The 23113-nt window shown below is 64.4% G+C and carries 25 protein-coding genes and 3 tRNA genes; 23 read left to right on the forward strand and 5 right to left on the reverse strand.

The genetic code is table 11. The features are described 5' to 3' along the window. Window positions 1-46: 46 nt before the first annotated feature. Together MXC99_RS01765 and MXC99_RS01770 are read right to left on the reverse strand one after the other, a co-directional pair. On the reverse strand, window positions 47-277 hold the full coding sequence (locus MXC99_RS01765; RefSeq protein WP_247723907.1) for a hypothetical protein: 231 nt from the start codon (window positions 275-277) through the stop codon (window positions 47-49). Between the two features lie 2 nt (window positions 278-279). Then, window positions 280-1284 (reverse strand): glycosyltransferase family 2 protein, encoded by a 1005-nt coding sequence (locus tag MXC99_RS01770; RefSeq protein ID WP_247723908.1) that lies wholly within the window; start codon window positions 1282-1284, stop codon window positions 280-282. Between the two features lie 216 nt (window positions 1285-1500). On the opposite strand from MXC99_RS01770, the gene MXC99_RS01775 reads away from it, so the two are divergent. From MXC99_RS01775 to tnpC, 18 genes are all read left to right on the forward strand, one after another. Further along, window positions 1501-1692, forward strand: coding sequence for a Flp family type IVb pilin (locus MXC99_RS01775; protein ID WP_247723909.1), 192 nt, complete (start codon window positions 1501-1503; stop codon window positions 1690-1692). A 108-nt stretch (window positions 1693-1800) separates the two neighbouring features. Continuing rightward, the gene (locus tag MXC99_RS01780) at window positions 1801-1962 is read left to right on the forward strand and encodes a Flp family type IVb pilin (protein WP_247723910.1); all 162 of its coding nucleotides are present in this window, start codon (window positions 1801-1803) and stop codon (window positions 1960-1962) included. A gap of 40 nt (window positions 1963-2002) precedes the next feature. After that, the gene (locus MXC99_RS01785; RefSeq protein WP_247723911.1) at window positions 2003-2617 is read left to right on the forward strand and encodes an A24 family peptidase; all 615 of its coding nucleotides are present in this window, start codon (window positions 2003-2005) and stop codon (window positions 2615-2617) included. Between the two features lie 38 nt (window positions 2618-2655). Continuing rightward, the gene (locus MXC99_RS01790) at window positions 2656-3969 is read left to right on the forward strand and encodes an ATP-binding protein (protein WP_247723912.1); all 1314 of its coding nucleotides are present in this window, start codon (window positions 2656-2658) and stop codon (window positions 3967-3969) included. A 135-nt stretch (window positions 3970-4104) separates the two neighbouring features. Then, window positions 4105-4944, forward strand: a complete 840-nt coding sequence (gene cpaB, locus MXC99_RS01795; protein WP_247723913.1) for a Flp pilus assembly protein CpaB — start codon at window positions 4105-4107, stop codon at window positions 4942-4944. 201 nt (window positions 4945-5145) lie between these two features. Continuing rightward, window positions 5146-6675, forward strand: a complete 1530-nt coding sequence (locus MXC99_RS01800) for a type II and III secretion system protein family protein (RefSeq protein ID WP_247723914.1) — start codon at window positions 5146-5148, stop codon at window positions 6673-6675. 10 nt (window positions 6676-6685) lie between these two features. Further along, window positions 6686-6979 (forward strand): pilus assembly protein, encoded by a 294-nt coding sequence (locus MXC99_RS01805; protein ID WP_247723915.1) that lies wholly within the window; start codon window positions 6686-6688, stop codon window positions 6977-6979. 31 nt (window positions 6980-7010) lie between these two features. Then, entirely contained in the window at window positions 7011-8288 is a 1278-nt protein-coding gene (locus MXC99_RS01810) for a pilus assembly protein TadG-related protein (protein WP_247723916.1), read from the forward strand. 35 nt (window positions 8289-8323) lie between these two features. Then, a complete protein-coding gene (locus MXC99_RS01815) occupies window positions 8324-8767 on the forward strand; it encodes a TadE/TadG family type IV pilus assembly protein (RefSeq protein WP_247723917.1) in 444 nt (147 codons plus the stop codon). Further along, on the forward strand, window positions 8764-9201 hold the full coding sequence (locus tag MXC99_RS01820) for a TadE/TadG family type IV pilus assembly protein (protein ID WP_247723918.1): 438 nt from the start codon (window positions 8764-8766) through the stop codon (window positions 9199-9201). The genes MXC99_RS01815 and MXC99_RS01820 overlap by 4 nt, the downstream gene beginning before the upstream one ends. A 12-nt stretch (window positions 9202-9213) precedes the next feature. Then, the gene (locus tag MXC99_RS01825) at window positions 9214-10389 is read left to right on the forward strand and encodes an AAA family ATPase (protein ID WP_247723919.1); all 1176 of its coding nucleotides are present in this window, start codon (window positions 9214-9216) and stop codon (window positions 10387-10389) included. A 35-nt stretch (window positions 10390-10424) separates the two neighbouring features. Further along, window positions 10425-11777, forward strand: a complete 1353-nt coding sequence (locus MXC99_RS01830; protein WP_247723920.1) for a CpaF family protein — start codon at window positions 10425-10427, stop codon at window positions 11775-11777. A gap of 7 nt (window positions 11778-11784) precedes the next feature. Continuing rightward, window positions 11785-12768 (forward strand): type II secretion system F family protein, encoded by a 984-nt coding sequence (locus MXC99_RS01835; RefSeq protein WP_247723921.1) that lies wholly within the window; start codon window positions 11785-11787, stop codon window positions 12766-12768. A gap of 33 nt (window positions 12769-12801) precedes the next feature. After that, window positions 12802-13743 carry a type II secretion system F family protein gene (locus tag MXC99_RS01840; RefSeq protein WP_247723922.1) on the forward strand — a complete coding sequence of 314 codons (942 nt, stop codon included), beginning with the start codon at window positions 12802-12804 and terminating at the stop codon, window positions 13741-13743. Between the two features lie 16 nt (window positions 13744-13759). Continuing rightward, the gene (locus tag MXC99_RS01845; RefSeq protein WP_247723923.1) at window positions 13760-15073 is read left to right on the forward strand and encodes a LytR C-terminal domain-containing protein; all 1314 of its coding nucleotides are present in this window, start codon (window positions 13760-13762) and stop codon (window positions 15071-15073) included. A 69-nt stretch (window positions 15074-15142) separates the two neighbouring features. Beyond that, window positions 15143-15451: an IS66 family insertion sequence element accessory protein TnpA gene (tnpA, locus tag MXC99_RS01850; RefSeq protein ID WP_043743304.1), complete on the forward strand. Its 309-nt coding sequence runs from the start codon at window positions 15143-15145 to the stop codon at window positions 15449-15451. Next, the gene (gene tnpB, locus MXC99_RS01855; protein ID WP_043743307.1) at window positions 15451-15810 is read left to right on the forward strand and encodes an IS66 family insertion sequence element accessory protein TnpB; all 360 of its coding nucleotides are present in this window, start codon (window positions 15451-15453) and stop codon (window positions 15808-15810) included. Before tnpA ends, tnpB begins: the two co-directional genes overlap by 1 nt. 29 nt (window positions 15811-15839) lie before the next feature. Further along, a complete protein-coding gene (gene tnpC / locus MXC99_RS01860) occupies window positions 15840-17435 on the forward strand; it encodes an IS66 family transposase (protein WP_043743309.1) in 1596 nt (531 codons plus the stop codon). Window positions 17436-17695: 260 nt separating this feature from the next. Here tnpC and MXC99_RS01865 read toward each other — a convergent pair whose 3' ends face one another. Further along, window positions 17696-18130, reverse strand: coding sequence for a PhaM family polyhydroxyalkanoate granule multifunctional regulatory protein (locus tag MXC99_RS01865; RefSeq protein ID WP_247723924.1), 435 nt, complete (start codon window positions 18128-18130; stop codon window positions 17696-17698). A 27-nt stretch (window positions 18131-18157) separates the two neighbouring features. Then, window positions 18158-20131: a hybrid sensor histidine kinase/response regulator gene (locus MXC99_RS01870; protein ID WP_247723925.1), complete on the reverse strand. Its 1974-nt coding sequence runs from the start codon at window positions 20129-20131 to the stop codon at window positions 18158-18160. Window positions 20132-20371: 240 nt separating this feature from the next. Here MXC99_RS01870 and MXC99_RS01875 point away from each other — a divergent pair, with 240 nt between their 5' ends. Continuing rightward, complete coding sequence (locus MXC99_RS01875; protein WP_247723926.1) at window positions 20372-21001, forward strand: response regulator transcription factor; 630 nt, start codon at window positions 20372-20374, stop codon at window positions 20999-21001. A gap of 48 nt (window positions 21002-21049) precedes the next feature. Here the strand turns inward: MXC99_RS01875 and MXC99_RS01880 are convergent, their stop codons facing one another. Beyond that, window positions 21050-22456, reverse strand: coding sequence for an FAD-binding oxidoreductase (locus MXC99_RS01880; RefSeq protein ID WP_247723927.1), 1407 nt, complete (start codon window positions 22454-22456; stop codon window positions 21050-21052). Window positions 22457-22584: 128 nt separating this feature from the next. On the opposite strand from MXC99_RS01880, the gene MXC99_RS01885 reads away from it, so the two are divergent. The 4 genes from MXC99_RS01885 to MXC99_RS01900 form a co-directional block, all read left to right on the forward strand. Then, window positions 22585-22669, forward strand: a tRNA-Tyr gene (locus MXC99_RS01885). Between the two features lie 83 nt (window positions 22670-22752). Further along, window positions 22753-22826 (forward strand) — tRNA-Gly (locus tag MXC99_RS01890). Between the two features lie 17 nt (window positions 22827-22843). After that, a tRNA-Thr gene (locus MXC99_RS01895) sits at window positions 22844-22918 on the forward strand. Window positions 22919-23002: 84 nt separating this feature from the next. Beyond that, window positions 23003-23113 (forward strand): GTP-binding protein (locus MXC99_RS01900; protein WP_211342506.1); only part of this gene is annotated, 111 nt, incomplete at its 3' end.

Genomic DNA, 23113 nt, shown 5'->3' on the forward strand with positions numbered 1-23113 from the left:
AAGAGTAGACGCGTTTTTTGCAAGGTTTACAAGCGCTTCGCGTAAGTCATTGAAGGTCAACGATTATTTCAGCCGGCGCTCTGGTGGGGCAGAGTTGTGTATAACGAGATGAGTTAAGGAGAAGATGGCGAGAGAAAAAACCCGAGCCTGCGCCCACATCCAGAATCAAAGAAGGTTGGGTGTCGCCCAAAAACTTTACCATGGCTTCCGCCTTGGAACGGTAGTACCAGTGTTGGGCTGGGTCGCCGTTCAAGATGTCGGTTTCTTTGATATCCATTGTCAGTCCTTGATTTCATATATACGCCTTACAAGATATACGGGGCGGTGCTTGGACTCGATATAGGTCCGCCCAAGGTATTCTCCGATTATTCCGATCCCGATTAATTGAATGCCGCCGAGAAACGTGATGGAAACGATAATCGAGGCATAACCCGGAACATCTGTGCCGTAAACGAGGACTCTCAGCATGATGAAAAGAGCGAATATGAATGATGTGAACGCGACCGCGCTGCCTAAATAGGTCCAGATGCGTAGTGGAGCATTGCTGAAGCTGGTAATCCCTTCAAGCGCAAAGTTCCATAAACTCCAGCCGTTGAACTTCGACCTGCCTGCAGATCGCTTGGGTCTGGTGTATTCAATCGTCGCGGTGCGAAAACCCACCCAAGCGAACAAACCCTTCATGAATCGTCTTGATTCTGTCAGCTCACCCAGCGCATCGACCACGGCGCGATCCATTAACCGAAAATCGCCTACATTTTCCGGTAGCTGAAGGTCCGAAATCTTATTGTGAAGGCGGTAAAACCATGTCGAAGATTTTTGCTTTGACCATGAGTCCGAGTCCCGATTGATCCGTTTCCCGAGCACGACATCGAACCCCTCTCGCCATTTTTCGATCATCTTTGGGATGAGTTCAGGAGGGTCTTGGAGATCCACGTCGATTGGAACAATGACATGCCCTTTTGCGGCTTTCAGTCCGGCGGTGAGCGCGGCTTCTTTGCCAAAATTCCGGCTCAAGTCAACGATACGTATCGTCGTATTATCCCGCTGTAGTTCAAGTAGGCGGGAAAGTGTGTTGTCTGTACTGCCGTCGTTAACGAACACAATATCCAGGTTTATTCTGGCACCCTTTTCGAAGACCTGCTTCAGCCTTTCGAGAAAATAACCGACCGCCTCTGCTTCGTTGAAAACCGGAACGACGATCGACAGCGTTACTGCCTCGTCTATGGAAGAGCCCGAGCTGTGCGTCTGAATGATCTCGTCTGTCATCGTTTTGCTCGATTTCATGGTCTTCCGGTCACCTTGCTCTTCTGCTGTCCCTCTGGAGTTCGGATTCCATCGGGGCAGGGATGATTCTGCCGTAGGGACTGCAACAAACAACCGTGACAACTGTCACGTCTCATGTCGTCAAATCTACCTAGGCCGAGTGGGTTCAATTACCGATGCATGAGGAAGAGGGGGCGCCTAACCTGAGCTCAAGACACACCGGATGAGGACGGGGCGATGAAAACCGCGAAAATTACGGATAGGCTCATCGCGTTCTTGTCCGAGCAGGACGGCGTCACCTCGATCGAATATGCGTTGTTGGCGGCTCTGGTCTTCGGCGCAATCGTGATTTCGGTCGACGCCTTGGGCGAGGCGCTCAATGTTCTCTACGACGATGTTGCAGCCAAAGTTGCGGACGCTGCGCCCTGAGTGGCCAGCGGTTTGAATGAGTAATTGTTTGTGCAGGTTTTCCGGAACGGTACTCCCGCTCCGGTGGGTAGCCGGGAGTCCGGCGGTTCGTTGATGAAGGAGAATATCATGCTGGAAATGATGAAACGGTTCGTTCGCGACGAAGAAGGCGTGACGGCGATCGAGTATGGCTTGATTGCGGCTTTGATTGCGGTAGCGATCATTACTGGCGCTACGCTCCTCGGGACCACTTTAAATCAACTTTTCTCGGATATTGCTGCTGAGCTTTAATAAGTTCCAGCAAGCTTCATGCCTTGATGAAAGGCAAGGCATGAAGCTTCCCCTTTCGCTGTTTTTGATCCGAGGTACCACCGACATGAGTTTCGGATTGCTGCTGCTGCTGGGGGTGCTTGGTGTTGCAGTCTGCACCGACCTCATCGCCGGCAGGATCAGCAACAAATTAATTCTGTCTGGTATGGCTGGGGCCTTGAGTTTTCAGGCAGTTGCTGGCAGTGGATATGGTGTGCTATCCGCCGCAGCAGGGGGTATTGGCCTGTCGGCGGCATTCGCCGGCATGGCAGTGGGTTTCGCGGCGCTTTTTCCACTCTATCTGCTACGCGCGATGGGCGCCGGAGACGTCAAGCTGATGATGGTGGTCGGCGCCTTCCTCGGCCCATTGCAGACTTTAGGTGCGGTAGTGCTGACCTTCGTCGCCGGCGGCGTGCTCGCCTTGGCGATGGCCTTGTGGCAGCGCTCCCTAGGGCAGATGTTGACGAATCTGCGCTTCATGCTGACGACCAGCGTGGTGCGCGCCGCCGGGGGCGACAGCCCTCGCCTGGAGCCGCTGCAGCACACCGCCGGGCGCATGCCTTACGCGGTTGCAATCGCCACCGGCACGCTGTTGCAACTGGTGCTGGTCCGTTCCGGGGGCTGGGCCTTGAGCTGAAAAACCTGAACGCGATTTGCGACTTACGGAGAGCCGTCATGAGCAGTCAAGTCCGTGCCCAGGTAATCCCGCTCGAACAGGCGTCTGCTTTTCCGCGTGCGCCGCGAACGGTGGAAGAAACCGGCTTGCCGCTGCTCTTCCTGGTCGAGCTGGCAGCCAAATTGCTGTTCGTGCGCGGTCAGCTCTATCTCACCGACATGTCGCACCAGCTCCGGCTGCCGGCGATCGTGCTCGACAGCCTGCTGAGCTTCATGCGCGCCGAGCGCCTGTGTGAAGTCGTGCGCCGCGGTGAAACCGATGGCGACGTCCTGTACGAGCTGACCGATGCCGGGCGCGCGCGCGCGGTCGAGTACCTCGGCCGCTGCAAGTACGCTGGTGCGGCCCCGGTGTCCCTGGACGATTACGTCGCCCAGGTCGAGCGCCAGTCGGTGACCAAGATGAAGGTGACCCGCGAAGGCGTGGATAAGGCCTTCCGCGGCCTGGTCATCAAGCCCGAAGTGCGCGACCAGTTGGGCGCGGCGATGGGCTCCGGGCGTGCGCTGTTCCTGTACGGCCCGGCCGGTGCGGGGAAGACCTACCTTGCCGAGCGCCTGGCCTTGCTGCTGGAAGGCGATGTCGCCGTGCCGCACGCCATCTTCGTCGATGGCGAGATCATCCAGGTGTACGACCCGCTGATCCACCATGCGGTGGAAGATGCGCCGCGCAGCGCGGGCGCCGCGATCGACAACCTGATGCGGCCCGACCAGCGCTGGGTGCGCTGCCGCCGCCCGGTGGCGCTCACCGGCGGCGAGCTGACCCTGAAGATGCTCGACCTCGACTACGACGCCAGCACCGGGTTTTACCAGGCGCCGCCGCACGTCAAGGCCAACAACGGGCTGTTCGTCGTCGATGACCTCGGCCGCCAGTTGGTCCAGCCCGAACAGCTGTTGAACCGCTGGATCGTGCCGATGGACCGCCACCACGACTACCTGGCCTTGCACAGCGGTATCAAGTTTTCGCTGCCGTTCGACGTGGTGCTGGTGTTTTCCACCAACCTGATGCCGTCCGATGTGGCCGATCCTGCCTTCCTGCGCCGGCTCGGCTACAAGATCCACATCGGGCCGATGGACGAGGACGAATACCGCAGCATTTTCATGCGGGTCTGCGAGGAACGTGAAGTGCCGTTCGACGAAGCTGCCTTCCGCTCCCTGCTCGAAGATTTTCATGCGGGCAGCGGTCAGCCCTTGCTGGCGTGCTACCCCCGCGACCTGATCGGGCCGATCGCCGATTTCGCCCGTTACCGGGGCGAGCCGGCGCGCCTCACCCATGACAGCCTGCAATGGGCATGGCATAACTATTTTGCTAGTCGATGAACCATGAAGAGCGCAGAATGAAAGCGCTGATCGGTGCAGTACCGGCAAGCGGGCGGCAGATGAAAGGTCCGGAATCCGGGCGATAAAAGGGAGGCTGGCCGCTTGCCGGCAACCCGCAAGAAGAGGGAGGCTTCCATGAAAGCGAAGGGTCTCGCATTCCTGCTCGTCGCCATGCTGGCCGGGCTTGCCGCGGTCTTTCTGGGTACGCGATGGCTGCAGTCCAAATCGGCCGGCGACGGCACCCGGATCGCGGTGGCCGCGGTCGAACTGCCGCTGGGCGGGCGGATCAACCGCGAAGCGTTGCGCCTGGTCGCCTGGCCGGCGGCGAGTGTGCCCAAGGGGGCGTTCAGCGACCTCGAATCCCTCGATGGCCGTGTCGCGATCAGTGGCATCCAGCCCGGTGAACCGGTGTTGGAATCCCGTCTCGCGCCGGTCGGCACACGCGGCGGCCTGTCTGCGGTGGTGCCCGAAGGCAAGCGCGCGATCACCGTCCGCGTCAATGATGTGATCGGTGTCGCCGGCTTCACCCTCCCCGGCAACTATGTCGACATCATGGTCAATACGCAGAAGACGGACGCACGCGGCTCCGGCGACGACCAGATGATCTCGAAGATCGTCCTTGAGCGCATCCTGGTGCTGGCGGTGGCCCAGGAGGCCAGCCGTGACGAGACCAAGCCGCGGGTGGTCAATGCGGTGACCCTCGAAGTGACCCCGGAAGAAGCCGAGCGCCTGGACCTCGCGCGCAGCGTCGGCAACCTGTCGCTGGTGCTGCGCAACCAGATCGATTCCGAACCGGCCGAAACCAAGGGCATTACCCGCGCGGTGCTGCTGCGCACCACGCCCGAGCCCCAACCGGTGGCCGCCGCGCCTTCGGCGCCGCCGCCGCGACGGGTGGTCAGGCGGGTGCCGGCTCCCCAGGACAAGATCTGTGTCGAGGTCATTCGCGGCGTATCCAAAACGATCGAATGCTTCTAGCGTCTGACCTCCAACTCCGGCATGTAGCGCACCGAACAGGGGAACAACATGAGCACAAACAATAAGATTCGCAGTCGCCGCCCGGCGCGGCAGGGGCTGTCTGCAGCGGTTGCGTTTGCGCTGATCCTGTCGGGCGGTGCGCTGGCGGCGACGGCCAAGGATGTGGTCGGCCCGGCCGGAGGGACGCCCTGCGGGCGGGTCATGCTGGCGCCGATGGTGACCATTCCGGTGGGCAAGTCCTCGGTGATTCAGCCCGAAATCCCGGTCCGCCGCATTCTGCTCGGCAACCCGGAGAATGCGCAGGCGGCACGGCCCAGCACCGATGCCAGCCCCAATGCGGGCGCTGGGAAGCAGCAAACCCGGCAGAGCGAAGGCCGGCCTGGCGTCGCCCAGGTGGATGTGCTGCTGCTGAGTCCGAATGAAATCTACCTGCTCGGTAAAACTGTGGGTTCGACCAATATCGTGCTGGTGGACCGGGCGGGTGGGTGTACGGCGCTGGATATCACCGTCGGCATGGATGTGACTTCGGTCCAGGGCATGCTTGCCAAGCTGATGCCGGACGAAACCGGTATCGAGGTCGGTTCGGCCTACGATTCGTTGGTACTGAGCGGTACGGTGAGCGATGCGGCCAAGGTCGGGCGGGCGGTTGAAATTGCCGCAGCCTATGTCGGGGGGTTGGAAAACGGCGCCAGCTCGCGGGTGCTGAACCTGCTGCAGGTCGGCGCGCCGCAGCAGGTGATGCTGGAAGTGAAAGTCGCCGAAATATCGAAGGCGGTGCTGGACCGCTTCGGCATCGACTTCACCCGCGCCTACGCTTCCAGTGACGGCAGGATGATTCGCTTCCTGTCCGGCCTGTTCGGCGGCGGCCCGGTGGTGGGTGGGCATATCTCGGGCACCACGGGGGCGAAAGTCGGTAGCGGCAGCGTCGATTCGATCACCAACGGCAGCCTGACTGGTGCGGTGACAACGCCGGTGGGGGATGCGAGCATCGGCGGCGACACGGTAACCGTGCCAATGATTCCGGCGAACAATACCACCCAGATCGGGCTCGATGCCCTGAAGCGCGACGGCTTGGTCAAGATCCTGGCCGAGCCGACGGTGATGGCGATCAGCGGCCAAGAGGGCAGCTTCCTTGCGGGGGGAAGCATCTTCATCCCGGTGGCGGACGACGATGGTGGCGTCGAACTGGAAGAGCGGGAATTCGGTGTTTCGGTGCGGTTCACGCCCACCGTGCTGGAGGGTGGAAGGATCAATCTCGAGGTCCATCCCGAAGTCTCGGAACTGAACCGGGAAGGGGCGGGGCTGATCGCCCCCAATATCAGCGGCGCGGCAATATTGCCGGCGTTTTCCAAACGGCGTGCATCCACCACCGTGCAGTTGGGCGATGGGCAGAGCTTTGCCATCGGCGGCCTGATCAAGAATAACGTCACCACCAACATCAATGCCTTCCCCTTCCTGGGCGAGATCCCGGTGCTGGGGGCGCTGTTCCGCAGCACCGAATTCCAGACCGACCGTTCCGAACTGGTGTTTGTCGTTACGCCGCGTCTGGTCAAGCCTTTGCCCCCCGACTACGCCTTGCCCACGGACAACTACGTCCCGCCCAGCCGTAGCGATCTCATGCTGCACGGACGTACCGAAGGCAGCGGGCCTGCTCCCGCTGCCGCCGGGGTAAAGGGGCGGCCATCCGCCTCGAGTCCGGATGCCGGCGGTGGTTTCGAACCGACCCCTTGAGGAGCCGATCATGCGTACTTTCGCAAATCTTGCTGTCACTGCGCTGCTGCTGGGCCTGAGCGGCTGTATGTCCACCTCGCCGGCCTGGGATGCCCGCTTCGGCGAAGCGGCCAGGGTGGCTGCCGCCCAGCAGGTGATCAATCCCATGGCCTCCCAGAGCGCTGACATGGTGAGTGGTGTCGACGGCAAAGCCGCTCAAGGGGCGATGACTGGGTATGCAAAAAGCTTTGCCAGGGCCGAGTCCGGTAAGCAATCCGGCGAGCAGTCGGGCGCAAGCATCAACTTTGGCACTGCCGGGCAGTGAGTGGTTGCCGAGCTGAAAGGAGGATCCGATCATGCGGTTTCGCGACTCAGGGCCCAATAAACAGCGCGGTGCGGTGGCCATTATTATCGGGCTGTCACTTACGGTGCTGGTCGGTTTCGCCGGCCTCGCGCTCGACCTTGGGCGACTGTACGTGAACAAGACCGAGTTGCAGAGCGCCGCTGATGCCTGCGCGCTGGCCGCGGCCAACGAACTGGTCTGCGATGTCGCCGCCGTTGGTACTTGTCCCGCATCGTATCTTCTGAACGCTGAAGCCTCGGGCATTTTCGTTGGCGGTAAGGGCAACAAGGACTTTCAGGACAACGCGGTGACGATCGCTCCCGGCGATGTCCGCTTCAGCACCACCCTCGGCCCGAATTCGAGCTATGAGCCGCGGGGCAGCGCCGATCCGAACTCCAAGTTCGCGATGTGCATTACCCGTGCCACTGGCATCACGCCGTATTTCATGGGGGTTCTGGGGATCGGGGCGCAGGCGGTCACGGCCACCGCAGTGGCGACCCTCTCGCCCGGGCAGACTAGTTGCAATGCCCTGCCGATTGGCATCTGCAAGAAACCGGGCATGGCTGCCCCCGACTTTGGCTACACGGTCGGAGAATGGATTGGCTCGACCTTCAATTCTGGGGCCAACAGAGACGAGAGTCTGGACGGCAACTTCAGGTGGGTGGATTTCACCATCAGTGCCGGCGGCAACTCCGAGATTCGCGATCAACTCGCGGGCAACGGCGCGGCCTGCGGCCTGCGCGTTGGCGACGATATCCGCCAACCCGGTACGCAGCAGGGTGCCAAATCAGCTTACAACACCCGCTTCGGTATCTATCCGAACGGAGCCAACGCCTACACGCCGCAAACTGCTCCCCCGGACAAAACGGGTTATGCCTACCCGAACAAGGCGCCGGGCAGTCCGGTGATCCCGGTCGGCACCAGCGCCTATGGAGATTACGTGAGCAGGCAAAGCGACAATGACCCGTTCATCAGCAGCGAATATGCACCAACCGGTGCAGCAGGGAATATCCCGGGTAATCCGATCTCCGCCAGTGATCATGCCGAGTACGGCGCCGAGCGCCGCTTAGTGGGAGTTCCGATGATCGACTGCGACACGGGCACTAATCAGGTGCCGATCCTCGGCATGGCGTGTGCCCTGATGCTCAACCCGATGTCCAACGGTGCGACCGGCACTATCTACATCGAGTATCGCGGACCGGCAAATGACGCCGGCAGCCCGTGTCGAAGCGCTGGACTGCCAGGCAGCATCACCGCCACTGGCCCGCTCGTCCCCACATTGGTGCAGTGAAAACGGCTATGAACTTGCGATCCAGACAACGTGGCGTGGCCGCAGTCGAACTCGGAATCCTGATTGTCCCGCTGGTGCTACTGGCGTTTGGCATCACTGAATTCGGCCGCGCGATGTACCAGTACAACACCATTGCCAAGGGGGTGCGCGACGGCGTGCGTTACCTCACGCACTACGCTCCGGGAGATGCTGATCGCATCAGCAATGCGAAAAATCTGGCAGTATGCGGCACGACGTCTGCCTGTTCCGACACTTCGGCACTCGTAATCGGCCTGAACGTCGGTATGGTCAGCGTCTGCGACCGCAGCAATTGCCCCGACCACAACCTGCAGCCGGTCGTATACGGCGGCGGCACGCTGGGCCAGGTCAATCTGGTGACGATGACGGTTTCCGGCTTCCAGTTCAATTCCCTAGTGCCGTTCGTAATGCCCAGCATCACCTTCGGCCCGATCAGTTCGACTATGGAGCAGGTGCTATGACTGCGCGAATGGCACGCTTCGGCAAACATCAGCGCGGCGTTGCGGCAGTCGAGTTCGCACTGATCGCAGTGCTTGTCTTCTTCTCGCTGCTGATTGGCATCATGGAGATGGGGCGGGTGCTGTTCTACTGGAATACGGCGGTGGAGGCGACGCGCCTGGGTGCGCGCATTGCGGTGGTCTGTGACATTGGTGACGGGATCATCAAGACGAAGATGAATAGTTTCTTTCCCATCATTCCGGTCGACGCAATCAGCGTCAGCTATACCCCGTCGGGCTGCACCGTGAATACCTGCAGCGAGGTCACGGTTGCCGTGTCCGGCATCACGGTGGACACGGTGATTCCCTACGTTCCATTCACGGTAACGATGCCGGGCTTTGCCACCACCTTGACGCGGGAAAGCTTGAGTTCGGCCGGTAATCCGGTGTGCAGTTGAAAGACCGCGATAGTGCTCGGGAGCACCGCCATGAAAATCAGAATCCTCTCCGACACCCAGGACGGCGCAGAACGGCTGCGGTCGATGCTGGCGCAGCCGGACAGGACGATGGAGATCGCCGTCGGCTATGGCGACCCGAGCCAGCCTCTGGGCCCGATCAACGGGGCCGTGCCCGACGTGATGGTGCTCGACGCCTTCGCTCCGGACAATCTTGGTGCGCTCGAATCGCTGACTTTGCGCCATCCCCAGGTCGATCCGATCGTCATCTCTTCGGATACTTCGTCGGATTTCCTGCTGCGCGCCTTCCGTGCCGGGGTGCGCGAAGTACTGCCCAGCCCGGTGCAGGCCGATGCGCTCGGCGGGGCAATCGAACGGATCGCGCGCAAGCGCGGCGCGGCGCCAGCGGCGGACGGCCAGATCATCGCCATGACCTCGTGCAAGGGCGGCAGCGGCGCGACTTTTCTGGCCACCAACCTAGCCTGGATATTGGCGGTCGAGCACGGAAAACGGGTGGCGATGATCGATCTCAACCTGCAGTTCGGTGATGCGTCGATGTATCTCACCAACGAGAAGCCCGCGAGCGACCTGGCGCAGCTGTGCCAGGAAATCCACCGCCTCGATGCGGATCTGCTCGATTCGGCGATGATCGAGATCGTTCCCGGCTTCGGCCTGCTGGCGGCGCCGGACGACCCTGCCCACGCGACAGATATCAAGGCCAAGCATGTCGAGGCGATTCTGAAGGTGGCGCGCGCCAACCACGATTTCGTCGTCGTCGATGTCGGCCGGACGCTCGACACCGTGAGCCTGCAACTGTTCGACATGGCGGACAAGATCTTGCCCGTGGTGCAGCTGACCATGCCCTTCATCCGCGAGGCCCGGCGCCTGGTCGATGTCTTCACCTCTCTCGGTTATCCGCAGTCGAAGGTGGGCCTGATCGTCAATCGCTACGAAAAGAGCAGCGAGATCGGGCTGGAGGACCTGGAACGCACCGTCCGGGCGAAAGTTTTCAAGACCGTGCCGAATTGCTACAAGTCCGTTGCCGCGTCGGTGAACCAGGGGCAGGCGATTGCCCGGCTGGAAAAACACAGTCCGGTCTCGAAGGCGCTGCGCGAGATCGCCACAGCACTTGATACGTCTTCGGCGCTGAAAGGAAAGGGCTGGCTGTCGCGGCTGTTTTCCTCGCATTGAGGATGCGGCTCCATTGAAGAACAGGGGAGGCTGAAATGAGTCTGCGTCAACGCCTGGAATCGGTTACGCCGGAAACGGCCGCACGCGCGCCCGCCTCGCCCGAGCCCGGCACGGGCCGGGTCTATCAGGCCCTGAAAATGCGCATCCACCAGCTGCTGCTGTCGCGCATCGACCTCGAAGCGATGGAAGGGCTCGAGCCCGACCGCCTGCGCGAAGAACTGCGCCTGATGGTGGAGCGCCTGCTCACCGAAGAAAACATCGTCGTCAACACTACCGAGCGCCGCGACCTGGTGCGCGATATCCAGCATGAGATGCTGGGGCTGGGGCCGATCGAGCCGCTGCTCGCCGACCCTACCGTGTCGGACATCCTGATCAACGGTTCGCAGCAGGTCTATGTGGAACGCCACGGCAAGCTGGAACTGACCAACATCGCGTTCAGCGACGACGACCACCTGATGAAGATCATCGACAAGATCGTGTCGCGGGTGGGGCGGCGGATCGACGAATCGAGCCCGATGGTCGATGCGCGTCTGCCGGACGGCTCCCGGGTCAATGCGATCATTCCGCCGCTGGCGCTCGACGGGCCGTCGGTGTCGATCCGCCGCTTTGCCGCGATCCCGCTGACCATGGACCGGCTGCTGGACTACAAATCGCTGACGCCGGCGATGAGCGAATTGCTCGCCGACTTGGTGCGGGCGAAGGTCAATATCCTGATCTCGGGTGGTACCGGCAGCGGCAAGACGACCTTGCTCAATATCCTGTCGGCGTACATTCCGGCCAACGAGCGCATCGTGACCATCGAAGACGCGGCTGAACTGCAACTGCAGCAGCCGCATGTGGTGCGGCTGGAAACGCGACCGCCGAACATCGAGGGCAAGGGTGAAGTGACCCAGCGCGCGCTGGTGCGCAATGCGCTGCGTATGCGCCCGGACCGCATCATCCTCGGCGAGACGCGCGGGGGCGAGGCCTTCGACGTGCTGCAGGCGATGAACACCGGCCATGAAGGCTCGATGACGACGGTCCACGCCAACTCGCCGCGCGACGCGCTCGGGCGCATGGAAAACATGCTGGGCATGGCGGGGGTGAATCTGCCTCAGAAAGTCGCTCGCGCCCAGATCGCCAGCGCGATCGGTGTGATCGTGCAGGTGAACCGCCTGACCGACGGCAAGCGCAAGCTGGTGAGCATCCAGGAGATCACCGGCATGGAAGGCGACATGATCACGATGCAGGAGGTCTTCTCCTTCCGTCAGCAAGGGATCAACGACACCGGCGTGGTCGAGGGCTTCTTCTCGGCGACCGGAGTGCGTCCGCACTTTGCCGAGCGCCTGCGCGCCTTCGGCATCCGCCTGGCCGAAGACATGTTCGACCCGAGTCGACATTTCGAGTGAAGCCGCCATGGACATCCTGACCCTGCTGTTTGCACTGGCCGTGTTCATTGCGGTGGTGCTGTTTCTGGAAGGCGGCTTCCTGTGGTGGAACGCTACCCGCAGTGCCGAGGTCAGGCGTCTGCACCAGCGCCTGGCCGATGCTGCGACCGGTGGTGCGGCGCGCAGCGGTGCGCACGCGGCCCCCTTGTTCAAAGCGCAGAGCGCGACCGGTTCGGCTGCCGGCGACCGGATCCTGGACGCCATTCCCCGCCTGCACGGCCTGAATCGGCTGGTGGTGCAGTCGCGCGTGGACCTGACGCTGGCGCAGTTGCTGGGGTGGACGGCAGTGCTCGCGTTGATCGGCTTCGTGCTGCCGCTGCTGCTCGAGCGCCCGCTGGTGTTCGGCATCATCGGCGCCGGCGTGCTCGGCATGTTGCCGACCCTGTATGTGATGCGGGCGCGCACCCAGCACCTGAAGCGCTTCGAGCAGCAACTGCCCGAAGCGCTCGACCTGATGGGGCGTGCGCTGCGGGCAGGCCATGCTTTTCCGACCGCGATCAAGATGGTCGCCGACGAGATGAAGGACCCGATTGCCGGGGAGTTCAGGATCCTGTTCGACGAGATGAACTACGGCGTGCCGCAGCAGACCGCAATGCTCAACCTCGCGGCGCGCACCGACAGCACCGATCTGAGCTATTTCGTGATCGCGGTGCTGATCCAGCGCGACTCCGGCGGCAACCTGGCCGAACTCCTCGACAACATTTCGTCGATCATCCGCGCCCGCCTGAAGCTGTATGGCGAAATCCGCACGCTGTCGGCGGAAGGGCGCCTGTCGGCGTGGATCCTGGGCGCGCTGCCGTTCGTGGTGGCGATCGTGATCAACCTGATCAACCCGGGTTTCATGAAGGTGCTGTGGGAAGACCCTGCGGGCCTCAACCTTATTTACGGCGCGCTGGTGATGATGGTGCTAGGGGTGCTGTGGATGCGCAAGATCATCCGCATCCGCGTCTAGCCGGGGATCGCCAGCGCCGGGAAGGAGACGGACATGGACTTCGTCCAGATCGGGTTTCTCGGGCTGCTGTTCGTCGCCGTGACGGCGGCGGCCTTCTTCGTCCTCGGCCTGTTTGTGCGCTCGCCGACGGCCGAGCGCCTGGATGCGATCGGGGGCGGCAAGCCGGGGCCTGCGCCCGGTGCGGATGCCTGGGTGGAGCGCGTGGTCAAGCTGACCAAGCCCTTCGCCAAGTTGTCCACCCCGGAAGACAGCACCGAGCTGTCGGCCCTGCGCCTGCGCTTCCTGCATGCCGGTTTGCGCCACCCTTCGGCCCCCTACGCCTACTTCGGGGTGAAGACCGTGCTCGCCGTGGGCCTGCCTTTGCTGGTCTATTTCACCTTGCTGACTGCGGCGCCGGAGCTGTCGTTCCAGGAATTGCTGCTGGTGGTGTTAACTACGGCCGCGGTCGGTTACTACTTGCCGAACATCGGTTTGAGCCGGTTGGTGTTTCTGCGGCAGCGCGAAATCTTCGAGACTTTCCCCGATGCGCTCGACCTGATGACGGTGTGCGTCGAGGCTGGCCTCGGCGTCGAGGCGGCGCTGGTGCGGGTCGCCGACGAGATGCAGTACAAGAGCGAAGCGCTGGCTGAAGAACTGCACCTGGTGACGCTGGAACTACGTGCCGGCCTCGACCGCGCCCGCGCCCTGCGCAACCTGGCCGCGCGGACCGGAGTGGAAGAGGTCGAAGGCTTCGTCGCGATGATCATCCAGGCCGAGCGCTTCGGCACCAGCATCGCCACTTCGCTGCGCGTGCATTCCGACATGCTGCGTACCCGGCGCCGCCAGCGCGCCGAAGAGGCGGCAGCGAAGATCGCGTTGAAACTGCTGTTTCCGTTGATCTTCTTCATCTTCCCGTCGCTGCTGCTGGTGCTGCTCGGTCCGGCAATGATCCAGATCTACCGCGTGCTGCTGCCGACGATGGCGGGCACGGGCTGAGCAGGGAGGTTCTGCCATGAAAAATCATGCGATTTACCTGAAACCGGTGCTGGCCGCCCTGGTGCTGGGGGCCTGCAGCACGGGGCCGAAGATGCCGGACAAGGCGTGGGCGGTCGAGCCGGTGCAGGCCGTGCGCCATGGTGCTTCGAGCGCTGCGGGCTATTACGCGCTGGGGCGCTACCGCGAAGGGCGTGGCGCGGGTGAAGAGGCGGTCGACGCGTATCGCAAGGCGGTCGAGGCCGAGCCCGGGCAGGTTACGGCCTGGAGTGCACTCGGTGCGCTGCAGACCTTGCTCGGCCGTTTCGAGGAAGGTCTGGCCGCATTGCAGAAGGCGGTCGACCTGGCGCCGGCGGCGAGTCATTTGCACAACAACCTCGGCTATGCGCTGTTGCTCGCCGGGCGCGAAGACGCGGCCGTGAGCGCGCTGCGCCGTGCGGTGGAGCTGGACGGCGACAACCGGCGGGCGTGGATCAACCTGGCCGCGGCGTATCGCCGCCTGGGGGAGCACGACAAGGTTGCGATGGCTGAAGCGCGGGCACGCGGCGAGCGTGTTTCCGCGCCGGCGGCTTCGGTCGCCACTGCGTCGGCAACACCCGTAACGCCGGTTGGGGAATCGCCGCGTCTGGCCGTGGGGCGGGTAACGGTGAGAACGGCGGAGGCCGGAGAGGGCGGAAATGGCGGAGACGGGGGAGGTGCGAGCGTGGTAAGGCTGGCCGACAACGTCTATGTGCTGCGCAATGGCCCTGACCGGGCGCAGGCCGCACACCTGCGGGCGGCCTCGCCGCCGGCTCCGGTGACGGTGGCCACTGCCCCCGGAGCCGCGATGCGTGCTGCCGAGGTCATCCCGCTCCCGCCGCTCGCCGATCAGCCTCTGGTGCTCGCGGCATTGTCCCCGTTGCCCCCCGCGTCTCTGCCTGCGCTGCAGAGTCCTTCGCCTGCGGTAGCTTCTCCTGCAGTAGCTTCGTCTGCGGCGGTTTCGACAACTCCGGCTTCACCGGCCGCAGTATCTCCGACCGTAGCCAAGCCGGCAGCCGTTGCCGGGGTGCGCTACGAGATTTCCAACGGTCACGGCAGCACCGGGCTGGCACGCCGGCTGGCGACCTTGCTGGGCAAGGAGGGCGTCCCCTGGCCGCGCCTGACCAACCAGCGCCCGTTCACCGAGCGCGGTTCGTTCATCCAGTACCGGGATGGATACCGTGGAGCGGCCGAGTCGTTCGCCGCGCTCCTGCCTTTCCGCCCCCGCATCGCCGCGGCGCCGACGTCGGGTCAGATCTCCGACGTCCGTCTGGTGCTGGGGCATGACCTCAATACCAGCGTAACCGGTCACTGAGCGGCGTCCTTCTCCAGCCTCCGTCCGCGCGGAACAATCCCTCCCACATTCATCAGGGAGGAGCCGGCAGTGACCAGGGCGACAGCGACCAACAACAAGTGGCGGCGGCGTAGCCGTCAGGAATGGCAAGCAGTCATCGCGCGGTTTGCCGAGAGTGGGCTGGGGGTCGAACCGTTCTGCGCCCGTGAGGGGCTCAGCGAGTCGACCTTCCGGCGCTGGCGTAGCCTGCTGGGCGAGCCGAGTACGCAGTCCGCCGCGCCGGCGATGGAGCGCATCGGCTTCGTCGACGCCGGCACGCTCAAACTCGGCGGCACGGGTCGCCTCGAGCTTCGACTCGATCTGGGCGAGGGCGTGATCCTTCACCTGTCGCGCGGCTGATGTTCTTCCCCGAAGGCGCGGTCCGGGTCCATGTTTATGGCCGCCCGGTCGACATGCGCAAATCCTTCGATGGCCTGTACGCGCTCACCCGCCAGGCGCTCGGCTGCGATCCGCTGTCGGGCGAGCTGTTCGTATTCATCAACCGGCGCGGCACGCAGATGAAGGTGCTGTACTGGGATCGCACCGGATTCTGTGTGTGGGCCAAGCGCCTCGAACAGGGACGCTTCGTGTCGAACTGGGCGCAGGTTCGCACGCGCCAGATGGACTGGACCGGGCTCAAGCTGCTGCTCGAAGGCATCGAACCGGCACGCACCAAGCGCCGTTTCCGACTGCCCGCAAACGCCGTGCAACCCGCATGAATGCTGGGTTATACGGTAAAATATGCGCCATGCCCGCGCCGCACTCCGCCCCCGTTCCGACCCTTGCCGAGGCCGCCCAGTGGGCGCCCGAGCGCGTCGTCGAACTGGCCCAGGCGCATGAGGATCTGCAGCGCCAAGTGCAGACCATCCAACATCAGCTCGAGTGGTTCCGCCGCCAGCTCTTCGGCCAGAAGAGCGAGAAGCGCCTGGTCCCACCGGACCCGGCGCAGATGCATCTGGGCGAGCTACCGATCCCCGAATCGCAGCCCGACACCCCCGGCAAGACCGTGGCGGGACACACCCGCCGTGCGTCGCGCACCGACTACGCACAGGACAAGGACGAATCGGCGCTGTTCTTCGACGAGACGCGCGTCCCGGTCGAGACCATCACGCTCGCCAACCCCGAGACCGAGGGACTCACCGCTGACCAGTTCGAGGTGATCGGCGAGAAGGTCAGCCATCGCCTGGCGCAGCGCCCGGGCAGCTACGTGATCCTCAAGTACGTGCGCCCGGTCATCAAGCGCCGCGACACGCAGACGATTCACTGCCCGGCGGCGCCCGTCGGGGTGATCGAGGGCAGCCGCGCCGACGTGAGTTTCCTGGTCGGGCTGCTGCTCGACAAGTTCGCCTGGCACCTGCCGCTGTACCGCCAGCATCAGCGCCTGGCCGATGCGGGGATCACGGTCAGCCGCGCCTGGCTCACGCAACTGGCCGCACAGGCCGCCGCGCTGCTCGTGCCGATCTACGAGGCGCAGCTCGCATCGATCCGCGCCAGCCGCGTCAAGGCCATGGACGAGACCCCGATCAAGGCCGGCCGTGCCGGCCCGGGCAAGATGAAGGGCTGCTACTTCTGGCCGGTGTATGGCGAGCTGCACGAGATCTGCTTCCCGTTCTTCGATAGCCGCGCACACAGCAATGTCGAGAAGGTGCTCGGGCTCGAGCCGGCCGAAGGCAGTGTCCTGCTCTCGGACGGCTATGGCGCCTACGAGACCTACGCGAGCAAGACCGGGCTCACGCACGCGCAGTGCTGGACGCACTGCCGGCGCGAATTCATCAACGCCGAAGCGGCCGAGCCCGAGCTGGCGGCCAAGGCGATCGCGTTCATCGGCGCGCTCTACGCGGTCGAAGCGAAGATCCGCGACGACAAGCTCAAGGGCGAGGCCAAGCGCGAGTACCGGCTCGATCACGCCCGCCCGATCGTGGCGGCCTTCTTCACCTGGGTAAAGGAGCGCCTGGACGCGCAGGGGCTGCTGCCGACCAACCCGCTGACCAAGGCGCTGATCTACGCGCACAAGCGACGGGCGGCACTGGAAGTGTTCCTGGCCGACCCGGATGTGCCGATCGATACCAACCACCTCGAACGAGCGCTTCGACCGATTCCGATAGGTCGGAAAAACTGGATGTTCAGCTGGACCGAGCTCGGCGCCCAGCATGTGGGCGTCGTCCAGAGCCTGATTGCGACCTGTCGGCTGCACGAGGTCGATCCTTACGACTATCTCGTCGATGTGCTCCAGCGCGTCGGCCAGCACCCGGCCGCCGACGTCGCACAGCTCACGCCCAGGCTGTGGAAGGAGCACTTCGGGAAAGCGCCGTTGCGCTCGGATATCTCAAGCCCCGCTGCGTAGCAACGACGCCGCTGGGTGAGCGCTTACATACCAGCGACGCCTGCAGCGTGCTCGAAGTGTGTCCCCGGGTGGTGGGAAAAGCCGCGCCGGTCGCGGCACTCGAGACAGCAGAAGGTCCGCTGCAGAACTGATTCCGCACGTGCGTTCCGCCCTGTCGGCGGGTGGCCGACGAGGGCATGCAGAACTGCGCGCGGCTTGGCCGAAGTGACAGCGGACGCTGGAGGCGGGCCGGCGTGTGCCGCCGGGAAGCAGCCACCAGGTTAGTTGTCGGGTGCGGTTTTGCGCCGTCCGCTCTTTGGGGGCGTGGCGCGGGTTGGCTGATCGGCTTCGGGCGGGGAAGAGGGGGGTGGGGCGCCCCCCATCAAATTCCACGGCCACATCGCCGCCGCGCCAGCGAACGGGTTGGCGGCGGCGTCGGCTGCGCCGGTGTCGCCGTCGCCCGGCTGTGCCTGCTGGCTCATCGCCTTGACTGCGGCGAGGGCGGCGCGCTGCATTTCGAGCCCCTGGATGCTCATCTGCAGCATGTTCAGGTTCATTTTCAGCCAGCCCTCGACGGCTTTCATGTCGGTGATGCGCTTGTCGAGTTCGTCGACGTCGAGGGTCGGTGTGACCATGCCGGGGAGCGAGAAACCCATGTTGCTCCACATGCCGCGTACGAATTCGAGCGGGTCCTGGGCCTTGTGTTCATGAGACATTCGGATGCTCCCGGCGGGTGAACAGGATCAGCGAATGGTAACCGATTGCTGCGGTGGCGGCGCATTGGGGGTTTGGGGGGCGGTCGATTCGGGTCTGCTCAGCAGCCGGTGGATGAGGGCGCGCAGCCGTGCCGGGCGCACGGGTTTGTGCAGCAGCTGCAGGCCGGCGCTGCGGGCGCGGGCGAGGGTGTCCGGTCCGGTGTCGCCGCTGATGAGGATGGCAGGCAGCGCGGCGTAGCGGGGATCGGTGCGCAGGTGGGCGATCAGGGCAATGCCGTCGAGGGTGCCGCGCATGCGGAAGTCGGTGATCAGGATCTCCGGCGAGGGCGCGCCTGAGGACAATCGAGCGAGCAGTTCTTCGGCGTTTTCGTCGGCTGTGACCTGGCAGCCCCAGGCCGCGAGAAGAGTGTGCATGGCTTCGCGCGCCATCGGGTCATCGTCCACGAGGGCGATGTGGACGCCTTCGATGTCGCCGAGCGCACGCGCTTCTTCGACATTGGCCAGCAATGGTGGAGGGGGGGTGAGCGGCAGCTCGATGGCGAATATCGAGCCGCGCCCGAGGGCCGAACGTAGCTCGAGGCGGTGTCCGAGCAGGTCGGCGAGGCGGCGCACGATCGCCAGCCCCAGCCCGAGCCCCTTGGCGCGGGCGCGTTCGGGGTTGTCGAGCTGGACGAACTCCTGGAAGACGACTTCCTGGTCTTGCGCGGCGATGCCGCAGCCGCTGTCGCGCACTTCCACCCGCAGGAACTGGCCGCGGCGGCGGCAGGCGACCATGATGGTGCCGGCGGCGGTGTAGCGAATGGCGTTGCTCAGCAGGTTGGCGATGATGCGCTCGAACAGCAGCGGGTCGCTGTCGACCCAGTGTGGGGTGGTGCGCAGGCGCAGACGCAGGCCGCGCGTGTCGGCGACGGAGGACTGGCTACCGAGGAGGCGCTCGACGATCGGGTGGGGCTGGAACGCCTGGCGCGAAGGCTGGAGCACGCCGGCATCGAGGCGCGAAATGTCGAGCAGGCTGTCGAGCAGGTTCTCCATCGCTTCGGCGGAGGCGCTGATGCGATCGACGACCTGGCGGCTGTGGCCGTCGAGCGGCTGGCGGGCGAGTTCGGAGACGAAGAGTACGAGCGCGTGCAGCGGCTGGCGCAGATCGTGGCTGGCCGCGGCAAGGAAGCGGGATTTGGCACGGTTGGCCTGTTCGGCTTCGTCCTTGCGTGCGCGCAGTTCGGCGGTGGCCACCTCGACTTCGCGGGCCATGCGTGCGTGGGCGTCGGCGAGGCGGGCGGCCATTTCGTTGACGCCTTCGGCCAGCGTGCGCAGGCTGCCGCCGCCGCCGGGCGGAACGCGTTCGTACAGCCGTCCCTGGCCGATGCGCAGGACGGTGCCGGCGATGCTGCGGATCGGTCCGCTGACTCCGCGGCTCATGACGCTGGCGAGGACGAGGCCGCCGAGCAGGACGAGGAGCATCGAGCCGACGCCGGTCCACAGCAGTTCGGTGCGCCGGCTGTGCACGCGCGCCAGCGACAGGTCGATGACGACGCTGCCGTGGTTCAGCGGTGTGGGGGGGAGCAGGGCGCGGGAAAAGGCATCGTCGAGCTGCAGCGCGCTGGGGGTGATCGGTTCGGTGATGCGCAAGGTCGTGCGGGTACCGATCGGTTCGGCCTGCCAGGGGCGGGCGTCGGGCAGGGGGGGGCGATGGGGGCTGAAGTGCCCGGCCAGGGCGAGCAGTTCGCCATTGCGGCCGGTAATGCCTACGGCAAGGACGTCTTCTTCGTCGAGGAGGGCTTCGCTTTGCTTCTGCAAGGTGGCGCGGTTCCCGGAACGGATCGCGTATTCGGTCGCTGCAGCGAGCTGGCGGGCATAGGCGCGGCCGCGCCCGGCGAGGGCTTCGTCGAGGTCGGAGATGCGCAGGCTGGTGTAGATGGTGGTCATCAGCACGGCCAGCGCCAGGGTGGGCAGCGCCGCTGCGAGCATGACCCGCGCCCGGACTCCCCAATTGGAAATCATCGCGAGCCCTGCTGCGGAGGGTGCGGTGCGGCGGCGCGGGCGGGGGGCCGGACAGCGGCAGTTTGTGGGAGGGAAGGCATACGGGGCGGCAGCGCGCGGGGTGGGGACGGCGCGATTTTCCGCGCTTCGTGCGTTCGTGGGTAGTGCGGCGGTGGCCGCGATCGAGGACGAAGCGGGCTCCGATAGCTTCGTGCTATGATTAATGCATTACGTTGCGCAGATCGGGGGCCGGGGCCAGGTATGACGAAAATCCTGATCGTGGAAGATCACGCGCTGGTGCGCGAGGCAATGACGCAGAGCCTGTCGCGGCTGGAGTCGGGAGTGGAGTGCATCGAGGCCGACAGCGCCGGTGCCGCACTCGGCATCATCGAAAGCGATGGCAGTCTCGATCTCGCGGTGATCGATCTGGTACTGCCCGACATGAGCGGGTTTTCCCTGCTCGCCGTGCTCGCCCGGCGCTTTCCGGACGTGCCGGCGCTGGTGGTGTCGGCGATCGACGATGATGCCTCGGTGCGCCGGGCGATGAAGGCGGGGGCGTCGGGCTTTGTGTCGAAGTCGAGTTCGGGCGAAATCCTGCTGCAGGCGGTGCGCGAGGTGCTCGCGGGGGGGATGCCGATGCCGGCCCGTGCCGGCCGGGCGGCGCCGATGCTGCGCCCGGGAGCGATCGGTGACCGTTTCGGATTGACCGCGGCGCAGGCCCGCGTGCTGGAGTTGCTCGCCGGCGGGAAGACGAACCGGGAGATCGGCGAGCAACTCGGCCTGTCAGAGGGAACGGTCAAAGTGCATATGACCGCCATCTTCCGCGCGCTCGGCGTGTCCAACCGCGCGCAGGCCCTGGTGCTGCTCGCCCGGCAGGGCGAGCGCTTGTAGGCAGGGCGGGGCGAGGGGCCGCTTCGGCCGCACCCCGGGCGGGGCCGATCAGCCCGGCGGCAGGATCTTGCCCGGATTGAGCAGGTCGTCGGGGTCGAGGGCGCGCTTGATCTGGCGCATCACCTCGATCGCCGGCGCGCCGTGCTCGCGCAGCATGAAGCCTTGCTTGCCGAAACCGATGCCGTGTTCCCCGGTGCAGGTGCCGCCCATGTCCAGCGCACGCTCGACGATGCGCCGGTTGAGCGCTTCGGCACGGGCGATTTCAGCGTCGTCGTGCGGGTCGACGAGGATCACGGTGTGGAAGTTGCCGTCGCCGACATGGCCGACGATGGGCGCGATCAGGCCTGATGCGTCGATGTCGGCGCGGGTCGCGCCGACGCAGTCGGCGAGGCGGGAGATCGGCACGCAGACATCGGTCGTCAGCCCGCGGCACCCCGGGCGCAGGTTGATGCTGGCGAAATAGACGTCGTGGCGGGCCGCCCACAGACGGCTGCGGTCTTCGGGGCGGTGCGCCCACTCGAAGTCGAGGCCGCCATATTCGCCGGCCACGTCCTGCACGGTTCGTGCCTGCTCCTCCACGCTCGCCGGGGTGCCGTGGAATTCGAAGAACAGCATTGGCGCTTCGCGCAGGTTGGTCTTGCTGTAGCGGTTGAGCGCCTTTACGGTGAGATCATCGACCAGTTCAATGCGGGCCACTGGGATGCCGAGCTGGATGGTCTGGATCACCGTGTTCACCGCCGAGACCACATCGGGAAAGGCGCATACTGCGGCCGAAACCGCTTCCGGCAGGGGGTGCAGGCGCACTGCGAGCTCGGTGATCAGGCCGAGTGTGCCTTCGGAGCCGATCAGCAGGCGGGTCAGATCGTAGCCCGCGGACGATTTGCGTGCCCGTCCCCCGGTGTGGATCACGCTGCCGTCGGCCATCACTGCGGTAAGGCCGAGCACGTTTTCGCGCATCGTGCCGTAGCGCACGGCATTGGTGCCCGAGGCGCGGGTCGCGGCCATGCCGCCGAGGGAGGCGTCGGCGCCGGGATCGATCGGAAAGAACAGGCCGGTGCCGTGGAGTTCGGCGTTGAGCTGCTTGCGCGTGACGCCGGGCTGCACCACGACGTCGAGGTCGGCCACCCGGATGTTGAGCACTTTGTTCATTTCGCTGAAGTCGACGCTGATGCCGCCGCGTACGGGAAGGATGTGGCCTTCGAGCGAGCTGCCGGTACCGAAGGCGATGATCGGGATGGCGAACGCGCGGCAGCATTGGACGACGGCCGCGGTCTCTTCCGTGCTATGGACGAACACGACGGCGTCGGGCAGGGCGTCGGGGAAGTGCGATTCGTCGTGGCCGTGATGGGCGCGCACGGCTTCGGACAGGGTGAAGCGGGCGCCGAAGCGGGTGCTCATGGCGTTGATGAAGGTGGCAGGCAGGGGGCGCTGCGCGCCGGACTGAGGGGCGGTCATGCGAGGGCTCCTGGAGTTGGAAGGAGGACGGTATCACCGGTGTCGAAGGAAAAGCCGGTTTTTGCCTCGCTGTGAAAAAGGGTTTGACATGGGTCCGGTCAGGCACTATAGTGCGGGGCTTCCCAGTTGGAGGGATACCCAAGCGGTCAACGGGATCAGACTGTAAATCTGACGGCTCAGCCTTCGAAGGTTCGAATCCTTCTCCCTCCACCAGCAATATCGAATGTCGGGCGATGCTGTAGTGCTCGATGTGGCGGATGCAGCGAATCGACTGTGCTTTGTGCAGCGAGGTAAGTGCGGGTGTAGCTCAATGGTAGAGCAGAAGCCTTCCAAGCTTACGACGAGGGTTCGATTCCCTTCACCCGCTCCAGTTGTGTTGTTTTCGGCGCCCATGTAGCTCAGTGGTAGAGCACTCCCTTGGTAAGGGAGAGGCCACGTGTTCAATCCACGTCATGGGCACCACTCATTTTCTGCCTGGCCTGTACGGCGGCCAACGAGCGTGGTCGCCGCGCCGGTTTTTCTGGTTCTGATTTTAAGGATAGCGATATGGCTAAGGGTAAGTTCGAACGGACGAAGCCGCACGTGAACGTCGGCACGATCGGCCACGTTGACCACGGCAAGACCACGCTGACCGCGGCGATCACGACGATCCTGTCG

The organism is Thauera aromatica (assembly GCF_023093595.1).
GTDB lineage: Bacteria > Pseudomonadota > Gammaproteobacteria > Burkholderiales > Rhodocyclaceae > Thauera > Thauera aromatica_A.

Bases quoted from the DNA above. Each gene is read 5' to 3' on its own strand.
- MXC99_RS01830 (WP_247723920.1), top strand. From the start codon at position 10,425: ATGAGTCTGCGTCAACGCCTGGAATCGGTTACGCCGGAAACGGCCGCA.
- cpaB (WP_247723913.1), top strand. From the start codon at position 4,105: ATGAAAGCGAAGGGTCTCGCATTCCTGCTCGTCGCCATGCTGGCCGGG.
- MXC99_RS01865 (WP_247723924.1), bottom strand. From the start codon at position 18,130: ATGTCTCATGAACACAAGGCCCAGGACCCGCTCGAATTCGTACGCGGC.
- MXC99_RS01800 (WP_247723914.1), top strand. From the start codon at position 5,146: ATGCTGGCGCCGATGGTGACCATTCCGGTGGGCAAGTCCTCGGTGATT.
- MXC99_RS01835 (WP_247723921.1), top strand. From the start codon at position 11,785: ATGGACATCCTGACCCTGCTGTTTGCACTGGCCGTGTTCATTGCGGTG.
- tnpC (WP_043743309.1), top strand. From the start codon at position 15,840: ATGCCCGCGCCGCACTCCGCCCCCGTTCCGACCCTTGCCGAGGCCGCC.
- MXC99_RS01870 (WP_247723925.1), bottom strand. From the start codon at position 20,131: ATGATTTCCAATTGGGGAGTCCGGGCGCGGGTCATGCTCGCAGCGGCG.
- MXC99_RS01845 (WP_247723923.1), top strand. From the start codon at position 13,760: ATGAAAAATCATGCGATTTACCTGAAACCGGTGCTGGCCGCCCTGGTG.
- MXC99_RS01810 (WP_247723916.1), top strand. From the start codon at position 7,011: ATGCGGTTTCGCGACTCAGGGCCCAATAAACAGCGCGGTGCGGTGGCC.
- MXC99_RS01780 (WP_247723910.1), top strand. From the start codon at position 1,801: ATGCTGGAAATGATGAAACGGTTCGTTCGCGACGAAGAAGGCGTGACG.
- MXC99_RS01805 (WP_247723915.1), top strand. From the start codon at position 6,686: ATGCGTACTTTCGCAAATCTTGCTGTCACTGCGCTGCTGCTGGGCCTG.
- MXC99_RS01840 (WP_247723922.1), top strand. From the start codon at position 12,802: ATGGACTTCGTCCAGATCGGGTTTCTCGGGCTGCTGTTCGTCGCCGTG.
- MXC99_RS01785 (WP_247723911.1), top strand. From the start codon at position 2,003: ATGAAGCTTCCCCTTTCGCTGTTTTTGATCCGAGGTACCACCGACATG.
- tnpB (WP_043743307.1), top strand. From the start codon at position 15,451: ATGTTCTTCCCCGAAGGCGCGGTCCGGGTCCATGTTTATGGCCGCCCG.
- MXC99_RS01790 (WP_247723912.1), top strand. From the start codon at position 2,656: ATGAGCAGTCAAGTCCGTGCCCAGGTAATCCCGCTCGAACAGGCGTCT.
- MXC99_RS01875 (WP_247723926.1), top strand. From the start codon at position 20,372: ATGACGAAAATCCTGATCGTGGAAGATCACGCGCTGGTGCGCGAGGCA.
- MXC99_RS01820 (WP_247723918.1), top strand. From the start codon at position 8,764: ATGACTGCGCGAATGGCACGCTTCGGCAAACATCAGCGCGGCGTTGCG.
- MXC99_RS01765 (WP_247723907.1), bottom strand. From the start codon at position 277: ATGGATATCAAAGAAACCGACATCTTGAACGGCGACCCAGCCCAACAC.
- MXC99_RS01770 (WP_247723908.1), bottom strand. From the start codon at position 1,284: ATGAAATCGAGCAAAACGATGACAGACGAGATCATTCAGACGCACAGC.
- MXC99_RS01775 (WP_247723909.1), top strand. From the start codon at position 1,501: ATGAAAACCGCGAAAATTACGGATAGGCTCATCGCGTTCTTGTCCGAG.
- MXC99_RS01880 (WP_247723927.1), bottom strand. From the start codon at position 22,456: ATGACCGCCCCTCAGTCCGGCGCGCAGCGCCCCCTGCCTGCCACCTTC.